The organism is Schleiferia thermophila (assembly GCF_003337435.1).
GTDB lineage: Bacteria > Bacteroidota > Bacteroidia > Flavobacteriales > Schleiferiaceae > Schleiferia > Schleiferia thermophila.
The window spans coordinates 138,420-157,360 of record NZ_QPJS01000002.1; the positions used below are offsets into that span (position 1 = coordinate 138,420).

Annotated in this window: 13 protein-coding genes, 1 tRNA gene and 1 riboswitch; of the genes, 6 read left to right on the plus strand and 8 right to left on the minus strand. The window is 46.3% G+C overall.

Going from position 1 to position 18,941, the window contains the following annotated elements:
* Window positions 1-68 precede the first annotated feature (68 nt).
* A riboswitch (SAM riboswitch) is annotated at window positions 69-185 on the plus strand.
* Between the two features lie 90 nt (window positions 186-275).
* Together metH and metF are read left to right on the plus strand one after the other, a co-directional pair.
* Window positions 276-3,983 (plus strand): methionine synthase, encoded by a 3,708-nt coding sequence (gene metH, locus DES35_RS05780; protein ID WP_114366090.1) that lies wholly within the window; start codon window positions 276-278, stop codon window positions 3,981-3,983.
* Window positions 3,984-3,999: 16 nt separating this feature from the next.
* Window positions 4,000-4,953: a methylenetetrahydrofolate reductase [NAD(P)H] gene (gene metF / locus DES35_RS05785; protein WP_037359319.1), complete on the plus strand. Its 954-nt coding sequence runs from the start codon at window positions 4,000-4,002 to the stop codon at window positions 4,951-4,953.
* 76 nt (window positions 4,954-5,029) lie between these two features.
* On the opposite strand, the gene DES35_RS05790 is transcribed toward metF, so the two are convergent.
* Window positions 5,030-5,103, minus strand: a tRNA-Ala gene (locus DES35_RS05790).
* Between the two features lie 149 nt (window positions 5,104-5,252).
* Here DES35_RS05790 and rfbA point away from each other — a divergent pair.
* The 4 genes from rfbA to coaD all read left to right on the plus strand — a co-directional run bounded on the left by rfbA (window position 5,253) and on the right by coaD (window position 8,363).
* Window positions 5,253-6,122 (plus strand): glucose-1-phosphate thymidylyltransferase RfbA, encoded by an 870-nt coding sequence (rfbA, locus tag DES35_RS05795; protein WP_114366091.1) that lies wholly within the window; start codon window positions 5,253-5,255, stop codon window positions 6,120-6,122.
* Between the two features lie 93 nt (window positions 6,123-6,215).
* Window positions 6,216-6,827 (plus strand): superoxide dismutase, encoded by a 612-nt coding sequence (locus DES35_RS05800; protein ID WP_037359325.1) that lies wholly within the window; start codon window positions 6,216-6,218, stop codon window positions 6,825-6,827.
* A 94-nt stretch (window positions 6,828-6,921) separates the two neighbouring features.
* Entirely contained in the window at window positions 6,922-7,917 is a 996-nt protein-coding gene (locus DES35_RS05805) for a D-alanine--D-alanine ligase family protein (RefSeq protein WP_037359327.1), read from the plus strand.
* The gene (coaD, locus tag DES35_RS05810) at window positions 7,905-8,363 is read left to right on the plus strand and encodes a pantetheine-phosphate adenylyltransferase (RefSeq protein WP_037359329.1); all 459 of its coding nucleotides are present in this window, start codon (window positions 7,905-7,907) and stop codon (window positions 8,361-8,363) included. Before DES35_RS05805 ends, coaD begins: the two co-directional genes overlap by 13 nt.
* Before the next feature lie 252 nt (window positions 8,364-8,615).
* On the opposite strand, the gene folE is transcribed toward coaD, so the two are convergent.
* The 7 genes from folE to DES35_RS05845 all read right to left on the minus strand — a co-directional run bounded on the left by folE (window position 8,616) and on the right by DES35_RS05845 (window position 18,940).
* Window positions 8,616-9,302, minus strand: a complete 687-nt coding sequence (gene folE / locus DES35_RS05815) for a GTP cyclohydrolase I FolE (protein ID WP_114366092.1) — start codon at window positions 9,300-9,302, stop codon at window positions 8,616-8,618.
* 64 nt (window positions 9,303-9,366) lie between these two features.
* Window positions 9,367-10,401, minus strand: a complete 1,035-nt coding sequence (murB, locus tag DES35_RS05820) for a UDP-N-acetylmuramate dehydrogenase (RefSeq protein WP_037359334.1) — start codon at window positions 10,399-10,401, stop codon at window positions 9,367-9,369.
* Entirely contained in the window at window positions 10,401-11,597 is a 1,197-nt protein-coding gene (locus DES35_RS05825) for a pyridoxal phosphate-dependent aminotransferase (protein WP_114366093.1), read from the minus strand. Before DES35_RS05825 ends, murB begins: the two co-directional genes overlap by 1 nt.
* A gap of 68 nt (window positions 11,598-11,665) precedes the next feature.
* Window positions 11,666-12,109 (minus strand): DUF1573 domain-containing protein, encoded by a 444-nt coding sequence (locus DES35_RS05830; RefSeq protein ID WP_037359341.1) that lies wholly within the window; start codon window positions 12,107-12,109, stop codon window positions 11,666-11,668.
* Window positions 12,110-12,185: 76 nt separating this feature from the next.
* On the minus strand, window positions 12,186-14,300 hold the full coding sequence (locus DES35_RS05835) for a prolyl oligopeptidase family serine peptidase (protein ID WP_114366094.1): 2,115 nt from the start codon (window positions 14,298-14,300) through the stop codon (window positions 12,186-12,188).
* A 67-nt stretch (window positions 14,301-14,367) separates the two neighbouring features.
* A complete protein-coding gene (locus tag DES35_RS05840) occupies window positions 14,368-15,840 on the minus strand; it encodes a TolC family protein (RefSeq protein ID WP_114366095.1) in 1,473 nt (490 codons plus the stop codon).
* Window positions 15,830-18,940, minus strand: a complete 3,111-nt coding sequence (locus tag DES35_RS05845) for an efflux RND transporter permease subunit (protein ID WP_114366096.1) — start codon at window positions 18,938-18,940, stop codon at window positions 15,830-15,832. Before DES35_RS05845 ends, DES35_RS05840 begins: the two co-directional genes overlap by 11 nt.
* Between the last annotated feature and the right edge of the window lies 1 nt (window position 18,941).

Genomic DNA, 18,941 nt, shown 5'->3' on the forward strand with positions numbered 1-18,941 from the left:
TTTTAAAGAATAAGTGCATATTGCAATCACGCATGCAAAAATTGACTTTTGGCACCTTACATTTGCTTTGCTTATCAAGAAAGACGGAGGGACCGGCCCTGTGAAGTCTTAGCAACCCTGAACCTACGGGCAGCAGGGTGCTAATTCCGGTTCTGAGCTCTCTAGGGCTCAGATGCAGATGAGCGCCAGACCAGATTGGTCAAATGCAAATCTGACATACTGGAAAGCGGTTGACCCCGGCTCTTGATAGGCAAAAGACCTAAATAAAGAGCCTGATGAAAGCAAAGGTAGCCACCCCAAGTCTCAACCGCAGCGAAATCCTTCAAAAAATACTCTCTGAACGTATTTTGGTACTCGATGGTGCTATGGGCACCATGATTCAGCAATACAATCTGAGCGAAGAGGATTACCGAGGAGAGCGCTTTGCTCAATGGCCACATCCGTTGAAAGGCAACAATGACCTGCTCGTTCTCACACAGCCACACATCATCGAAGAAATTCACAGAAAATACCTCGAAGCAGGAGCGGATATTTTGGAAACCAATACTTTCAACAGCCAGCGAGTCTCCATGGCTGACTATCATATGGAAGAGCTTGTTTACGAGCTCAATGTGGAAGCTGCACGGTTGGCCCGGAAGGCAGCAGACCAATTTACGGAGCGGACTCCTCACAAGCCCAGATTTGTAGCCGGATCCATCGGACCTACCAATCGTACAGCCTCGCTATCGCCGGATGTAAACAGACCTGGCTACCGGGCCATAACCTTCGACGAATTGGTAGATGCCTACTACGAACAGGTAGCAGGTTTGGTAGAAGGTGGGGTAGACATTCTCCTGGTTGAAACAATTTTTGATACCCTGAACGCCAAAGCTGCCCTGTATGCCATTCGCAGGTATTTCAAAGACCACCATCGTGAAATGCTCCCCATAATGGTGAGCGGAACCATCACAGACAATAGCGGACGCACCCTATCCGGCCAGACCGTTGAGGCATTTCTCTATTCGCTCTCACATATACCTCTGCTCAGCATTGGGCTCAACTGCGCATTGGGAGCCAGACAAATGCAGCCTTATCTGGCGGATTTGGCTCGACACGCTGAATTTCACATTTCGGCACATCCCAATGCCGGATTGCCCAATGCCTTTGGACAATATGATGAAACCCCTGAAATGATGCGGGCGCAAATCAGGGAATTTCTCCAGGGAAATCTGGTCAACATCATAGGTGGGTGCTGTGGCACTACCCCTGAGCACATCAGACTGATTGCAGAAGAAGCGGCCAGGTACAAGCCCAGACCCCTGCCAAAGCTGCCGCACTATCTGAAGCTCAGCGGACTTGAGCCAATGGTTGTAAGGCCGGAAGTCAACTTTGTAAACATAGGAGAGCGCACCAATGTGACAGGGTCTCGTCAGTTTGCCAGGCTTATTCGCGAAGGAAACTACCAAAAAGCCCTAGAAATAGCCAGACAACAGGTAGAAAACGGCGCCCAAATCATCGATGTCAATATGGACGAAGGTATGCTGGACAGCGAAGCAGTCATGACCACTTTTTTGAATCTCATCGCCTCCGAACCCGATATATCCAGAGTGCCGATCATGATCGACTCTTCGAAATGGTCGGTGATAGAGGCCGGTCTGAAATGCGTACAGGGCAAAGCGATCGTAAATTCCATTTCACTGAAAGAAGGAGAGGAAAAATTTATTGATTACGCCGAAAAAATTAGAGATTACGGGGCTGCAGTAGTGGTCATGGCCTTTGATGAGCAAGGACAAGCCGATACTTTTGAGCGAAGAATAGCCATCTGCCAAAGGGCCTATGACATATTGGTCAATCGCGTAAATTTTCCCCCTGAAGACATCATCTTTGATCCCAACATTCTCACCGTTGCGACCGGCATACCTGAGCACAACAATTACGCGATCGATTTCATTCGTGCTACGCGGTGGATCAAAGAAAATCTTCCCGGAGCCAAGGTAAGCGGTGGAATCTCCAACATCTCCTTCTCATTTCGAGGCAATGAGCCGGTCAGAGAAGCGATGCATACAGCTTTTTTGTATCATGCCATTCAGGCTGGACTCGACATGGGAATAGTAAATGCCGGTCAAATCGGAGTGTATGAAGAAATAGAACCAGAACTGAAGGAACGCATCGAGGATGTGCTTTTTAACCGCAGGCCGGATGCAACCGATAGACTCATTGAGTATGCAGAGAAATTCAGAGGTACAGAAATAACCAAGTCTGTGCAGGAGGAGTGGCGCTCATGGCCTGTAGAAGAGCGGCTGAAACACGCCCTGATCAAAGGCATCGATGAATATATCGAGCAGGATACTGCTGAAGCATTGAAGAAGTTAGGCCGTCCCCTCGATGTGATCGAAGGCCCTCTGATGGCAGGCATGAACGTGGTAGGCGATCTGTTTGGAGAAGGAAAAATGTTTCTTCCACAGGTGGTAAAGAGTGCACGTGTGATGAAAAAATCTGTAGCATGGCTTGAACCATATCTGCTCCAGGAAAAAAACAAGAACCAAAGTCAAAACCAGTCATCAGGCGCAGGCAAAATTCTTTTGGCTACCGTAAAAGGCGATGTCCACGACATAGGAAAAAATATTGTAGGAGTGGTTTTGGCCTGCAACAATTTCGAGGTAATAGACCTGGGTGTGATGGTTCCGATGGATAAAATCCTGGATACAGCACAGCGCGAGGCAGTAGATATCATCGGATTATCAGGATTGATTACTCCCAGTCTGGACGAAATGGTGTATGTAGCGCGCGAAATGGAAAAGCGTAAAATGAGGATTCCCCTGCTGATTGGCGGAGCTACCACGTCCAGAGCTCACACAGCCGTCAAAATAGCGCCTGAATATTCAGGTCCGGTAGTTCACGTGCTCGATGCCTCAAGGTCTGTACCCGTTGCTGCTTCGTTGATAAGCAGCGAACAAAAGCACATTTTTATACAGCAAGTAAAAGAAGAATATCAGCGATTGCGTGACGGATACCTGAAAAAGCAATCCGAAAAAGACTTATTGCCCATCGATAAGGCAAGAGAAAATAAACTTAAAATAGACCTTCGAAACTTCAGAACGTTGCATCCCAACATGGAAGGCAACAGAGTACTGTCAGATTTTCCTGCCGAGATACTCAGAAACTACATCGATTGGACACCTTTTTTTCAAGCGTGGGAATTGGCAGGACGTTTTCCGAAAATCCTCAGCGACCCCATAGTAGGTGCAGAAGCCAGAAAATTGTATTCGGACGCCAATCAGATGCTTGACCGGATTGTAAACGAAAAAATGCTGGTGGCCAAGGCGGTTTTTGGCATTTACCCGGCAAATAGTGTGGATGACGATGATATTCTAGTATTTCAAAACAATGGGGATGTGCTTAAATTTCATACACTCAGACAGCAAACACCGAAACCTTCTGGACATCCCAATCTAGCTCTGGCTGATTTCGTAGCGCCTGTCGACAGCGGACATACAGACTATCTCGGGGCCTTTTGCGTATCGATTTTTGGAGCGGATGAGCTTGCCGGTAAGTTTGAAAGCGAAAAGGATGACTATTCGGCCATCATTGTCAAAGCTCTGGCGGACCGATTGGCAGAGGCATTTGCCGAGTATTTGCACGAGAGGGTGAGAAAAGAATACTGGGGGTATGCACCAAATGAAAAATTAGACAACGAGGCACTCATCCGTGAGCAATATCAAGGTATAAGGCCAGCTCCGGGATATCCGGCCTGTCCTGACCACACCGAAAAACTGACGATTTGGAAGCTCCTGAAGGTAGAAGCTTCCATCGGTACCACCCTGACCGAAAGCCTTGCTATGTGGCCTGCTTCCTCGGTGTGCGGATGGTACTTCTCTCATCCGGAATCCCGATACTTTGGAATAGGTAAAATTGACCAGTCCCAGCTTGCGGAGTATGCCTGTAGAAAAGGTTGGGATCTGGAAACCGCAAAACGCTGGCTGCAACCCATTTTAAACTTTTAAAAATCCCCGCTTTTTGATGAAAATCATTGACATCATTAAAAACACTCAAAAAACACTGTTCACCTTTGAAATCCTTCCACCTCTCAAAGGAGACAACATCTTCGATGTGTATGGCAACATTGACCCATTGATGGAATTCAACCCTCCCTTTATCAATGTGACCTACCACCGGGAAGAAACTGTGCTGAAACCTCTTCCCAACGGTTTGTACCAGAAAAAAGTAATCCGAAAACGACCAGGCACAGTTGGGCTCTGCGCTGCTATTATGCACCGCTACAAAGTAGAAGCCGTTCCCCACCTGCTATGTGGAGGTTTTACCCGGGAGGAAACAGAGAACGTGCTCATTGAACTGGACTTTCTGGGCATACAAAACGTCCTTGCACTTCGAGGTGACTCTCAAAAAGGACAACGCTACTTCATCCCGGAGCCCGATGGCAATCACTACGCCTATCAACTGGTCGAACAAATACAAAACTTAAATAAGGGAATTTATCTCGATGAAGAAATCGAAAACAACACACCCACCAACTTTTGTATCGGAGTGGCGGGTTATCCCGAAAAACATTTTGAAGCTCCGAATCTTCACATCGACATTCAAAACCTGAAGAGAAAGGTGGATGCCGGTGCAGATTACATCATCACCCAATTGTTTTTTGACAATCAGAAGTATTTTGATTTTGTAGACAAATGCAGAAATGCCGGTATCGGTGTTCCCATCATTCCGGGATTGAAGCCACTATCCACTAAAAAGCAACTTTCGCTGATTCCGCACATGTTTCACGTAGATATACCAGATGAATTGTCCATTGAAATTCTGAAAGCAAAGGACAACCGGGCTGTCCGGCAGATTGGTATTGAGTGGACCATTCAGCAGTCAAAAGAGTTGATTAAGGCAGGTGTTCCTGTATTGCATTATTACTCGATGGGGAAAAGCGACAATATTTACCAGGTAGCTAAATCTGTGTTTTGATAAGGAAAAGCACAGTTACCCGAGATAAAAAGGTGTCTTGAAAATATAAAGTCCTCACATCGGAAGACTTAGGGAGTGGAGAATATCGGATTCGAACCGATGACCTCTACAATGCCATTGTAGCGCTCTAGCCAACTGAGCTAATTCCCCATTCTGAAAAACGGCGGCAAAAGTAACAATCAGTATTTTTAAATCAAAACAAAATCCATGACCGTAGAATATTTTCAAAGATTCACCGGAATATTTAGGTGATTGTGAGGGAAAAGCCCCTATTTTCACGGCCATAAATTCAATCGTCTATGAAAGGTATTGTATTGGCAGGCGGAAGCGGTACGCGACTTCACCCCCTTACACTAGCAGTGAGCAAACAGTTGATGCCGGTATACGATAAACCCATGATTTACTATCCGCTATCCACACTGCTATTGGCAGGAATTCGAGACATCCTGATCATCACCACTCCTCATGATATGCCTTTGTTTCAGAGATTGCTGGGTGATGGAAGCCGGATAGGCTGTACTTTTCAGTACACTGTACAGCACCAACCCAATGGGCTTGCACAGGCATTTGTGCTGGGGAGGGATTTTATCGGTCACGACAGTGCAGCCCTAGTTTTAGGTGATAACATTTTCTATGGTCAAGGGATGGGACGCCTGCTGGCCACCTGCGAAAATCCAAATGGGGGAATTGTATTTGCTTATCATGTGAGCGATCCGGAGCGCTATGGTGTAGTGGAATTTGACGAAAACAACAGGGTTCTTTCTATTGAAGAGAAACCAAAAAAACCTAAGTCCAACTATGCGGTGCCGGGTCTGTATTTTTACGACAACGATGTAGTAAGAATTGCTGCCGAAATAAAACCCAGTGCCAGAGGTGAGTATGAGATCACGGACGTAAACAACGTGTATTTGCAGCAAGGTAGACTGGAGGTTCGCAAGCTCGAGCGTGGAACGGCATGGCTCGATACGGGAACTTTTACTTCACTGATGCAGGCGGGTCAGTTTGTACAAGTCATCGAAGAACGCCAAGGCCTTAAGATTGGCTGTATAGAGGAAATTGCCTGGCGCAAGGGATTTATCAACGATCAGGAGCTGGAGTCAGCGGCTGCTCCATTAATGAAAAGCGGGTATGGGCAGTATCTGTTGAATTTACTCAAATTCAAAACTTAGTCTGTCAATGAATGATAGACATCCGTTTTTGTGGGGTAAAACCTTGAGCGGTTATCTTTGTTGCTCTTGTAAAACCAAAAAAACCAAATACCTATGGCATTCACCTTACCATCCCTGCCGTATGACAAGGCAGCTTTAGAGCCTCACATAGATGCTATGACCATGGAAATACACCATGGAAAGCACCATGCTGCTTATGTCAACAATCTCAATGCTGCCATTCAGGGCACTGAGTATGAAAACAAAAGCATCGAAGAGCTGATGTCTATGGTCAGCAAACTCTCTGTAGCCGTGAGAAACAATGGTGGAGGGCATTATAACCACACGCTATTCTGGACCATTATGGCGCCAAATGGAGGAGGTACTCCATCCGGTGAACTGGCCGCAGCTATCGATAGTCAGTTTGGTTCATTTGACAAGATGAAGGAAGATTTCAACAAGGCAGCTGCTACACGCTTCGGTTCCGGTTGGGCATGGCTCTGTGTAGGTGCTGACAAGAAGCTCTTCATCACCAGTACACCGAATCAGGACAATCCTCTGATGGATATTGCTGAGCAGAAGGGGACCCCAATACTTGGCCTGGATGTTTGGGAGCATGCTTATTATCTAAAATACCAAAACCGGCGACCAGAATATATTGCAGCTTTTTGGAATGTAGTTAACTGGCCGGAAGTAGCGCGTCGTTATCAGGAAGCCGTTAAATAGAACATCCAATAGGACAAACTTCAAAAGCCCCATAGTTTGGGGCTTTTTTTGTGCAATCATGGGCATGTAGTTTTGTGCTTTTATTTTGTTGCAAATGAATAGAAAACCTTGTGTAGCCGTTTTTTACGGGGGGTATAGCGCTGAACGAGAAATTTCTTTGAAATCTGGAAAGGTGGTCTATGAGCATCTATCGGATGAGAAATTCAGAAAGTATCTGGTAGATGTGCGAGAGGAGGGGTTGTTTGTTCAGACAGACAGAGGTGAAGTGCCGTTGAGTTTGCAGCCTTTTGGATTTGGATCTGAGAGTGGTTTTGTGAGGTTTGACGTCGTGTTTATTGCCATACATGGCACACCCGGAGAGGATGGTATCTTGCAGGGGATGCTTGATTTGCTGCGGATTCCTTATACTACTGCAGGGGTGCTGCCGATGGCACTTACCTTCAGCAAAGCGGAATGTAATGCATACCTTCAAAAAATGGGCATTGCGGTGCCTAAAGGAATTTATACTACTTCGATGCCATCTGAAAGAGATATTGAAAGAGACCTTAGCTATCCGGTCTTTGTAAAGCCGTCAAGGAGCGGTAGCAGTATAGGAGTATCGAAGGTAACGGATGCTGCCGGTTTGATGCCGGCCTTTGAAAAAGCCTATCGTATTGATCGGCTGGTATTGATAGAAGAAATGGTAAAAGGCATAGAGGTTTCCTGTGGTGTTTCGGATGTATTTGGTCAGGTACTGGCTATGGAGACTACCGAAATTGTTCCGGCTGGGGAGTTTTTTGACTACCATGCCAAATACAGTGGCCAGTCGCAGGAAATCACTCCGGCTCGTATCAGTAGAGAGGCTTCGGAATTTGTAAAGAGGACCTCTGAAATTGTCTATAAAGTACTAGGGCTGAGGGGTTTGGTCAGAATAGATTATATTGTGCCTGAGGCGGGCACTCCGATATTAATAGAAATAAACACGGTACCTGGCTTGTCCGGGCAGTCCATTTTACCGAAACAGGCTCAATATCTGGGAATTTCTCTGGAGGAGTTGTTTGATGCCTGTATCTTTAGTGCACTGAAAAAAAATCCTCAATGGAGCGAATAGCGGTATTTCCAGGTTCATTTGATCCGATCACCAAAGGTCATTATGATGTGATTTGCAGGGCTGCCGAGCTTTTTGACAGAATCATTGTGGCGGTGGGAGTTAATTCGAGCAAGACGTATATGTTTTCGCTTGAGCAGCGCATGGAATGGATCAGGAAAACATTTCAAAACAGACCAAATATTGCGGTGGACTCTTATGAGGGACTAACGGTAAACTACTGCAAGCGTGTAAATGCCCGTTTTATTTTGAGGGGTTTGCGGAATCCGGCTGATTTTGAGTTTGAGAAAGCTGTGGCGCAGACCAACAGGAAGTTGATGCCTGAAATCGATACGGTGTTTTTATTGACTTCGGCCGGTCATTCATCTATTTCGAGCAGCATTGTGCGGGATGTAATCAGGAACGGAGGTGATTACACTTTGCTGGTGCCGGAGGCTGTACGTTTGTAGATGGTTGCTGCAGGAAATGCAGTGTAGGGGGTGGAGGATTGGGGGTTAAGCGCCAGGGCGGAGGCGGATATGAGCCGCAGCGGGCGGGTGATATGGCACACGGGCGAGGAGGCGGAGCGGGAGCGAGCCACCGCAGCCCGATGTGCTATACCCGATCCGCAAGGGGAATAGGAGCCGTAGACCGGCCCCCGGCCGCTCGCGGAAAGCGGCCGGGGGAGGCGCCCAATAAAAACAGGATTTTGAAATTTGAGTTTAAACTCCGAATTGTGTATTGAGGCCGATGAGGTCAAGGAATTCTTTTTTCACGGCTTCTTGCTGGAAGCGTCCGCCATATTCGGCTGTGACGGTGGAGGAGTCGATATCGCGAATTCCGCGGGAGTTGACGCAGAGGTGCTTGGCGTCGATGACACAGGCTACATCCGGGGTTCCGAGGGCATGCTGTAGGGTACGGACGATTTGCTTGGTCATGCGCTCCTGAACCTGGGGCCGCCGGGCGTAGTAATCGACGATACGGTTCATCTTGCTTAGGCCAATGACGGTGCCTGCGCTGATGTAACCGATGTGTGCACGGCCCACGATGGGCAGGAAGTGATGCTCGCAGGTGCTGTACACGACGATGTTTTTTTCTACGAGCATTTCGCCGTATTTGTATTTGTTTTCGAAGGTGCTCAGGGTGGGCATGTTGGCCGGGTCTAGTCCAGCAAAGAGTTCGTTGACCATCATTTCGGCGACTCGAAGTGGGGTGCCTCTGAGGCTGTCGTCGGTCAGGTCGAGGCCGAGGGTTTCCATGATGGCGCGAAAGTGGTCTTGGATTTTTTGTATTTTTACTTCGTTGGGAATGCTGAAGGCGTCGGGTCTGAGGGGGTTCTCAGGGCTTGAGGCGGTGTGAGTATCTCCGAAGTAGTCTTCGCGTTGGTCTTTCAAAGGCTTGAGTTCCATTTAAATCCTTTTGAAAATGTACGCAAAGGTAGCTGTAATGTTTGTGAAGCTGTTACAAATATTTTCAGTGTATAATGTTAACTTCTGGTTGTAGGGTTATGCCGAATTTGTGTTGGATATCGGCCATAATGGTTTGTGCGTGGTTCCAGAGTTCTTTTCCGGTGGCGTTGCCGTAGTTTACGAGTACGAGGGCTTGTTTTTCATGCATTCCTACGTTTCCGATGCGTCGGCCTTTCCAACCGGCTTTTTCGATGAGCCATCCGGCGGGGATTTTCGTTCCTTCGGGGGTGGGATAGGTGGGCAGGTCGGGGTAATGGGATTTGAGTTGGTTGGCTTTTTCGGCTGATATGATGGGGTTTTTAAAGAAACTTCCGCAGTTGCCCAGGATGGCCGGGTCGGGGAGTTTGCTTTGTCGGATGGCAATGACTGCTTGGCTGATGTGGTGTATGGTGGGGTTGGTCACGTTCATTTTTTGCAGTTCGTCGGTTATGGTGCCGTAGTGGGTGTGGAGTTGGTGGTTTTTGGTTGTGAGTTTTAGGGTGATGGAGGTAATGGCAAAGCGGTCTTTGAGCTGATGTTTGAAGATAGATTCCCGGTAGCCGAAATGGCATTCCTGGTTGGAGAGGGTGATTTTTTCACCGGTTAATAAATGAATGCCGGATACGGATTCGAGCACCTGAGAGAGTTCTACGCCATATGCACCGATGTTTTGTACGGGTGCCGTGCCGCAATTGCCGGGGATGAGGCTGAGATTTTCGATGCCGCCCAGGTTGTTTTCAAGGGCATATAGGACGGTTTGGTGCCAGTTTTCACCGGCGGCTGCGGTGAGTGTGGCCATGGAGTTTTGAGAAGGGCGGATGTGGCGGCCGCGGAGGTCGAGGTGAAGGATGGCTCCGTCATAGAAATCGTTGACGAAGAGCATATTGCTGCCACCTCCGAGAAGCAGGTATTTATTTTGTCGGAAAAATCCTGATGAGGCTAATGTGAGGAGCTGGTGTTCGTGGGTGATGTGGTAAAACAGAGCACAATGAAGCTGAAGTCCGAATGTATTGTGTCTGGAAAGGTCATAGTGGTAGTGCGGTATGGGCGGGTGTGGCATCAGGCTTTGTTTGGGTAGTGGGTAAGGGCATGTCTGAGGATTTCGACGGAGTGTTGTAAATCGTCAGCTTTGAGCACATAAGCCAGGCGGACTTCATTTTCACCTTTGTGGGGTGTGGCATAGAATCCATTGGCGGGGGCGACCATCACGGTGTGTTCCTGGTAAGAAAATTCGGCGAGTAGCCAGCGGGCAAAATCTTCGGCATTGTGTACCGGTAGTTTGGCTACACAGTAGAAGGCGCCTTTAGGTTTGGGACAGTAGACTCCCGGGATGCTGTTGAGTCCGTCAACGAGGATGTTTCGTCTGTGGGTGTATTCGCTGATGACGGCATCGAAGTAGCTCTGAGGTGTATCGAGTGCTGCTTCGGCGGCAATTTGTCCGAGTGTGGGTGGGCTTAGTCTGGCCTGGGCAAATTTCAGTGCTGTGGCCATGAGTTTTTTGTTGCGGCTGATGAGGGTCCCGATTCTGACGCCACACATGGAGTATCTTTTTGATACGGAGTCAATGACGATGGCGTGCTCTTCCAATCCTTCCAGGTTGAGGATGGAGTGATGTCGGGTGCCGTCGTATGCAAATTCGCGGTATACTTCGTCGGCTATGAGAAAGAGGTCGTGTTTCAGGCATAGGTCGCGCAGCTTGAGCAATTCTTGAAGGCTATAGAGATAACCGGTCGGATTACCTGGATTGCAGATAATAATTGCGCGGGTGCGAGGTGTGATCCAGCTTTCAAATTGCTCAATGTCGGGGAGAGCAAACCCGGTGTCGATGGTGCTTGTGACGGGGATTACCTTCACGCCGGCTGAGATGGCAAATCCGTTGTAATTGGCATAGAATGGTTCTGGAACAATGACTTCATCGCCGAGGTCGCAAATGGAATTTAGGGCGAAGGTAATGGCTTCGGAACCGCCGGTTGTAATCATCAAGTCGGTATATTCGATGCCAATGCCGTAAATGGCGTAGTAGTCTGCCAGTTTTCGACGGTAGTTTTCTATGCCAGCGGAGTGGCTGTATTCGATGACTTTGTGGTTGAAGTTTCGAATAGCTTCGAGGGCTACTTCAGGAGTAGGGATATCGGGCTGGCCGATATTGAGATGGTATACCTTGGTTCCTTTTCGCTTGGCGGCTTCAGCAAAGGGTACCAGCTTTCGGATGGGGGATTCGGGCATTTGAAGACCCTTCTTAGATATTCCTGGCATATGATGGATTTTTTAAAAAACAAACCCGCCTGATGGCGGGCGAAGTTAATTATGAAAAGGGTGATGGTTTACCGGTTCATTACTGGGCTGGTTTCCTGATTGATGGGTGCAGCCTGAGCAGATGGTGTAAGTACTTCGCCTTTTACGGTAAAGCTTACTGTGCCGTCCGGTCCGTTGTTAATGGCGTTGGAATAGATTTTTACGGTTTTGCTGAAGGGTCCTATGCGGGAAGTATCGTAATTAACGCGCAGTACGGCTTTCTTTTTGGGCATGATAGGTTCTTTTGGCCACTCGGGCACTGTACAGCCACAACTTCCTGTGGCATTTTGAATGATCAGGGGTTCATTGCCTGTATTTACAATGACAAATTCACGAACGCGCTCACTGTTTTGAGCTATTTTTCCGTAGTCCAATTCAGATTTTTCGAAGGTGATAATCGGTCCGTTTTTCTTCTGGGCATAAGCTGCGGCTGCCAACAGAACGACTAATGCGGTTGAAAGTAATTTTTTCATGGGGATCGAAGTTTTTTAGTTTTTAAACAAAATTACAACTACAATGCCATTGTCACATGTAAAAAAGCAAATGGAATTAAATGTCTTTTTTTCCCATACAGAAGAGTGTAAAAGCCAGCCGGTCGGTGGTCTCCTGTAGTATCATACGTGTAGGTTTTCCGGCACCATGACCGGCATTGGTCTCAATTCGGATAAGAGTGGGATTGGGTCCGTCGTTTACAGCCTGGAGTCTGGCTGCAAATTTGAAGGAGTGTGCTGGTACCACCCGGTCGTCGTGGTCTGCGGTGGTAATCAGAGTAGCCGGATAGTTCATGCCTTTGCGCAGGTTGTGGTATGGGGAGTATCTGTACAGGTATTCAAACATTTCCTTGCTGTCGTCGGCTGTGCCGTAGTCATATGCCCAGCCTGCACCTGCGGTAAATTTGTGATATCGGAGCATGTCGAGTACACCTACTGCGGGAAGAGCTACTTTAAAGAGTTCTGGTCTTTGGGTCATTGTAGCTCCTACGAGGAGGCCACCGTTTGAACCACCAGCGATGGCCAGAAAATCGGGGGAAGTGTATTTGTTTGCTATCAGCCATTCGGCTGCAGCTATGAAGTCGTTGAATACATTTTGTTTGTTGAACTGACGGCCTGCATCGTGCCATTTTTTGCCATATTCACCGCCTCCGCGTAAGTTGGGGACTGCATAGACTCCTCCCATTTCCATCCATACCAGGTTTGAAACGCTGAAAGAAGGAGTAAGGCTGATGTTGAAGCCTCCGTATCCGTAAAGAATTGTGGGATTTTTGCCATTTAGTTTAAGTCCTTTTTTGTAAGAGATGATCATTGGGATACGAGTACCGTCTTTGGAGGTGTAGAAGATTTGTTTGGATTCGTAATCATCGGGGTTGAATTTTACATCCGGTTTGCGATACAGATTGGATTCACCGCTTGTGGGGTCGAAGCTGTAGATGGTAGGGGGTATTACATAGTTGGTAAATGTGTAGTACAGGATGGTGTCGTTCCATTTACCTGAGAAGCCAGATGCAGTACCTATGGCAGGCAGCTTGATATCCCGGATTTTGTTGCCATTCAGGTCGTATTGTTCGATGAGAGAGGTTGCGTCTTTGAGATATGAGGCAAAGAGATATCCTGCGCCGGTACTAACGCTTAGAGGCATATCGCGTTCTGGAATTACATCAGTCCAATTTTCTGGTGCGGGACTGGAGAGTGGGGCTTTTACCAATCTTCTGTTGGGTGCGTTCAGATTGGTAAGTATATAGAGGTGTTCGTCTTGAAAGTGGACAACGGAATGTGAGTTGTCAAAATTTCCAATTAAGGTTACAATTTCGGATTTTGGATTTCTAAGGTCTTTGTAGTATAATTCATTACCGGTAGTAGTATTGGCGGCAGAGATGATCAGAAGGCTGTTGTCTTCTGTGACGTAGCCTCCAACATATCTTCTCTTAATGGTATTTCCGAAAATGGGCTGATCGTCCGATTGTTTTGTACCGATTTTGTGGTAATAAAGTTTGTGCTGGTCGGTTTTGGCCGAGAGGATGCTTCCATCCTCAGGTACGTCGTAGCTTGAGTAGAAAAATCCTTCGCTTTTATTCCAGCTAAGGCCGGAAAACTTGATATTGAACAGAGTGTCTTCGAGGATTTCTTTCGTCAAAGCATTGATCAGAATCACTTTTCGCCAATCCGATCCGGCTTCTGAAATTTGGTAAACTGCGAGGGAACCATCCTTTGTGAAAGATATGCCAGCAAGTGAGGTAGTACCGTCTGCTGAAAAGTTGTTGGGGTCTATAAAGACTTCGGTATTTCCAGACTTGTCGGTGCGATATAAAACAGATTGATTCTGCAGCCCGTCGTTTTTGTAGAAATAGGTAAATTCCCCTTCTGTGAAAGGGGGGCTTACTTTTTCATAATTCCAGAGTTCTTCAAGTCGGTTGAAGATTTTACCACGAAAGGGAATTCTGTTTAGAAATTCTGCAGTAACCTCGTTTTGCTGTTGGACCCAATCTGCGGTTTTTTCGCTCATGTCGTCTTCAAGCCAGCGATAGGGATCGGAAACCTGGATTCCGAAATAAGTATCGGAAATGTCTACCGTTTCTGTGATAGGATATTGGACTTTGAGATTGTTCTCATTTTCACAGCCTAATAGAAATAAAGAACACAGTGCCAGACCGTAGTAATTTCTCTGCATAATTCCTGGGTTTAAAAACTTGTTACAAATTTTAATTTTTACTTCTTTCAAAATGTAAAAACCTCTGTTAAAACCAACCTCCTCCTAAAGATTGGTACAGTCTGACACGGGCAATTTTTCTGTTCAGGGTGGCTTCTACATGTTCGAGTTGGGTCTTCAGCACTTCTCTTCTTACGGTGAGCAGGTCCAGATAGGATACATATCCGTTTAGAAACAACTCGTTTGCTACAGTTTCTGAAATTTTTAGAGTCGAGGTCTCTTCTCCTTTGATTTTAGATATTTTTAAATATTCTTCAAAAGAGACCAAATTGGTGTTTACTTCATTCAGTGCATTGACGATGGATTTCTGGTACTCGGCTTGTGCCTGCTGTAGCCTGGCATTTTGGAATCGGTAATTGGCTTTAAGTTGATTTTGCTGAAAGATGGGAATAATACCATTTCCAAAAGCAGCAAAAGCCAGGGAAGCAGGATTAAGAAACAAGTTGGATTTAAATGCATTTAGTCCGATAAACGGATTTACAGTCAACTGAGGGAAAAACGCCAGCCGTGCGGCATTTACATCAGCACCAGCTGCCCGAAGCAATGCTTCAGATTGCCTGATGTCAGGTCTGTTGAAAAGCAGCTGTAGCGGAGTTGAGAGTACGATGGTACTGTCCATTGAGGCATCAAACAGTTCCTGGTTTCTTTTCACCGGGCCCGGGGGCTGCATTTTAAGGGTGTTGATTGCATTTTCTGTGGCGTTGATCTCTATCAAAACCTTTCTCAGCAGTGCCTCGGTGTTGAGGATTTGCGCTTCAAATTGTTTTACGGCTAGTTCGGTTGTGCGCCCGGATGACTTTAATATTTTTGTTTTTTCCAGCCCGTCTTTTTGAAGTTTCAATTCATTTTCAATAATTTCTCTTTCGTCATCCAGGGCTTGAAGGGTAAAATAGAGTTCGGCGATAGTGGTTACTATCATGGTTTTTATCAGATGCAAACCTTCTTCAGAGGCTAAGATTTCCAGTTGTCTGGCCTTACGAGCTTGTCGAAGTTTCCCCCATACATCTAATTCCCAGGAGCTTTCGAAGGCAAGGAAAAAATCGGGGGTAAAATTTTCATTTACGCGTTGGTCATCGGAAATTCTTTCGGAGAGATTTGTATCAAAATTTCCCACACCATTCATTGTGTATTTTCCAAAGCGTTCACCGCCGGCTCTGCCACGGACTTGTAGAGAGGGTAAAAGGGCTCCAGTAGCAGCCAGATATTGAGCTTTGGATTGACTGATTCTTGCAACAGCTTGAATCAAATCGGCATTAACCTGAAGAGCTTCTTCGATGTGGCGTACGAGAATGGTATCGAGAAAGTATTTTCTCCAACTAATGCTGCCGGTGTGCAGGGAGTCTGTGGGATATGAGGAATGAAGTGCGTCCGGAAGTTGTGTTGTAGCAATAGTAAGAGGGATTTTTTTTGGAGTCGAACAGGACCCGAATACTCCGGTTAGTATTGCTGTGAACAACAACTTCAAGCAAGGCAGGCAAAACGAATACAGTCTATCTATCATTTTTTTTCAATAACACAATGAGACCCGGAATGAGAAGAAGCCCCACCATGGTGCCGGTAAGCATACCTCCTGCTGCTGTAGTGCCGATGGTTTTATTGCCTATGGCTCCGGCACCTGAGGATATGATCAATGGAATTAGACCGGCGATAAAAGCAAACGATGTCATCAGAATAGGTCTCAAGCGCGCGACGGCTCCTTCAATAGATGCTTTAAAGGGTGGTTTACCACTTTTCATGGCCTGATTGGCAAATTCTACAATAAGGATGGCATTTTTTCCCAGCAATCCGATGAGCATTACGATGGAAACCTGTGCGTAGATGTTGTTTTCAAGTCCGGCAAATTTTAGAAACATAAAAGATCCAAAAATCCCTGCGGGGAGAGACAGGAGCACGGGCAAAGGCAGAATAAAGCTCTCATACTGCGCAGACAGTAATAGGTAAACAAACAAAACTACCAGTAAATAGATAAAAATGGTTTGATTGCCAGCCAGTATTTCTTCTCTGGTGATGCCGGCCCATTCAATAGCATATCCTTTTGGGAGAATTTTTTTTGCCTCTTCGCCAATAGCCCGGATGGCATCTCCGGAGGAAAAGCCTTTGGCAGCTTCACCGTTGAACATGGCGGCAGTATACATGTTGTATCGCGTAATCTGCTCAGCCCCAAAAACTTTTTGCGCTTTAATAAATGTGTTGAGCTGAACCATTTCTCCCTTGTCATTCTTTACGTAATGTTTTAGGATGTTTTCGGGCGTAGTAATGTACTCTGGTGAAGCCTGTAGCATGACTTTGTAGGTCATCCCAAATCGGATAAAGTTTGAAGCGTAGTAACTTCCGACCAGTGTTTGTAAGGTGCTCATGGCATTGGCAATGGTTACGCCGTTTTTGGCAGCAAGTTCCTGATCTACTACCAGTAAATATTGAGGAAAAGTCGGGTCGAAGCCGGTAAAAATGTTATCAATTTCAACTCTGTTTTTAAGAGCAAATAGAAAGGTATCGACCACATCTTTAATTTTCATCAGGTCTTCTTCACCGGCTTTTTCTACCAATCTGAATTCAAACCCTGCTGCATTTCCAAAGCCGGGAACAGCCGGCGGAGGGAGAAATTCGATTTTAGCATCTGTGATGTATTTGACATCATGTTGCAGGGATTCGATGAGTTGAGGAACAGTTCTCTTTCGTTGATCCCAAGGAATAAGGCTAATTGTCCCCATACCAAAAGAGGAGGCGTTTGACTCCGTGATTACGGAATAACCTGCAAGGGTAGAAAAGTTTTCGACTTCTGGATATGTTCGGATGATGGAGTCCAATTGTCGAAGCGCGTCTTGGGTTCGGTCGATGGTAGCACCCGCAGGCGTAGTAACGTTTACATAGATCATTCCTTGGTCTTCAGTGGGAATAAAACCCGTAGGTAAAACTGAATTGAACCCCCAGGTGGCTATGAATGAAGCCGCCAACAGAGCAAGAGTTACAGTTTTTCTGCCTGCCATGAAAATTAGGGATCGACGATAGAGCCGTGTTAATTTATGGAAATATCTGTTGAACAAGAAGAAGAATTTACCGGATACAGTTTTAGGCACTTTGTGTTCGGTGTGCGCATGAGGTTTAAGTAGAAGGGCACAAAGAGCGGGTGTGAGCGTTACGGCATTGATCCCCGATAAAATGATGGATATGGCCATGGTCACTGAAAACTGGCGATAAAAAATCCCCACAGGACCCGATAAAAAAGCAACCGGTACAAACACAGCCGTCATAACTATTGTAATGGATATCAGGGCCCCTCGGATATCGCGCATGGCCTCAAAAGTGGCCTGTCGAGCATCGATTTTTTTTATCTCCATATAGGAATGCACTGCTTCGACCACAACTATGGCGTTGTCTACCACAATTCCGATGGCCAATACCATGGCAAAAAGGGTCAGCAGATTAATAGAAAAACCAAGAACGGACATGAAGGCGAATGTGCCGATAAGGGAGACAGGCACTGCCAGAGCCGGGATCAGTGTGGAACGGAAATCCTGTAAAAAGATAAAAACTACCAGAGATACAAGAACAAATGCTTCCAATAGGGTTTTTAACACTTCTTTGATGGAAGCATCCAAAAATCGGCTTACATCATAGGCAATGTTGTATTGCATCCCATCGGGAAAGTTTTCTGTTTCTAGTTCGATAAGCCGTTTTTTGACATCCGTTATCACTTTACGAGCATTGGAGCCGGGTCTCTGTTTGATCATTATTGTGGCTGAAGGACGACCGTCAGTCCTGGAAATCATGCCATAGTCAAATGCGCCAAACTGAATATCTGTCAAGTCCTTTAGTTTAAGCAGTGAACCATCAGGCATGGCCCTGATTACCAGATTTTCAAATTGTTCCGGTTGGTTGAATTTACCGGTATATTTCAGTACATATTCCTGCTGCTGGGGCAATTTTCCCAGTGATTGTCCGGATTTACCGGGTGCTGCTTCAATGTTTTGTTCTCTGATGATGGCGATCAGTTCATCTGTGGAAATTTTGTGAATGGCCAGTTTTTCGGGTTTTAACCAGATGCGCATGGAGTAATTCCTGTTGCCCAGTATATCGCAAAATCCGACACCGTCAATGCGTTTTAATTCCCTGATTATGTTAATGTTGGCGAAGTTGTATACAAATTCTTCATCTACTGTGGAGTCTGTGCTGAATACGTTGAGAAACATTAAAATAGAATTGACCTCTTTTTCGGACGTTACACCAGCTTTTACTACTTCTTCAGGCAGCTCGTCCAGTACGGTTGTTACTCTATTCTGAACGTTGACCGCTGCTACGTCAGGGTCCGTACCTACTTTAAAAAATACCTGTATGAGCGTAGTGCCGTTGTTGGAGGTTACGGTGTTCATATATGTCATACCAGGTACCCCGTTGATGGCTCTTTCCAGGGGATTGGCCACAGCTTTGGTACATACTTCAGCGTTGGCGCCCGTATATTTGGCCGTTACCACTACCGAAGGTGGCACAATATCGGGAAATTGAGTTATAGGAAGGCTAAAGATGGCCAACAGGCCCAATAATACGAGGAATATATTGATTACAGCCGAAAGAATGGGCCTTTTTATAAATGTATCGAGCATA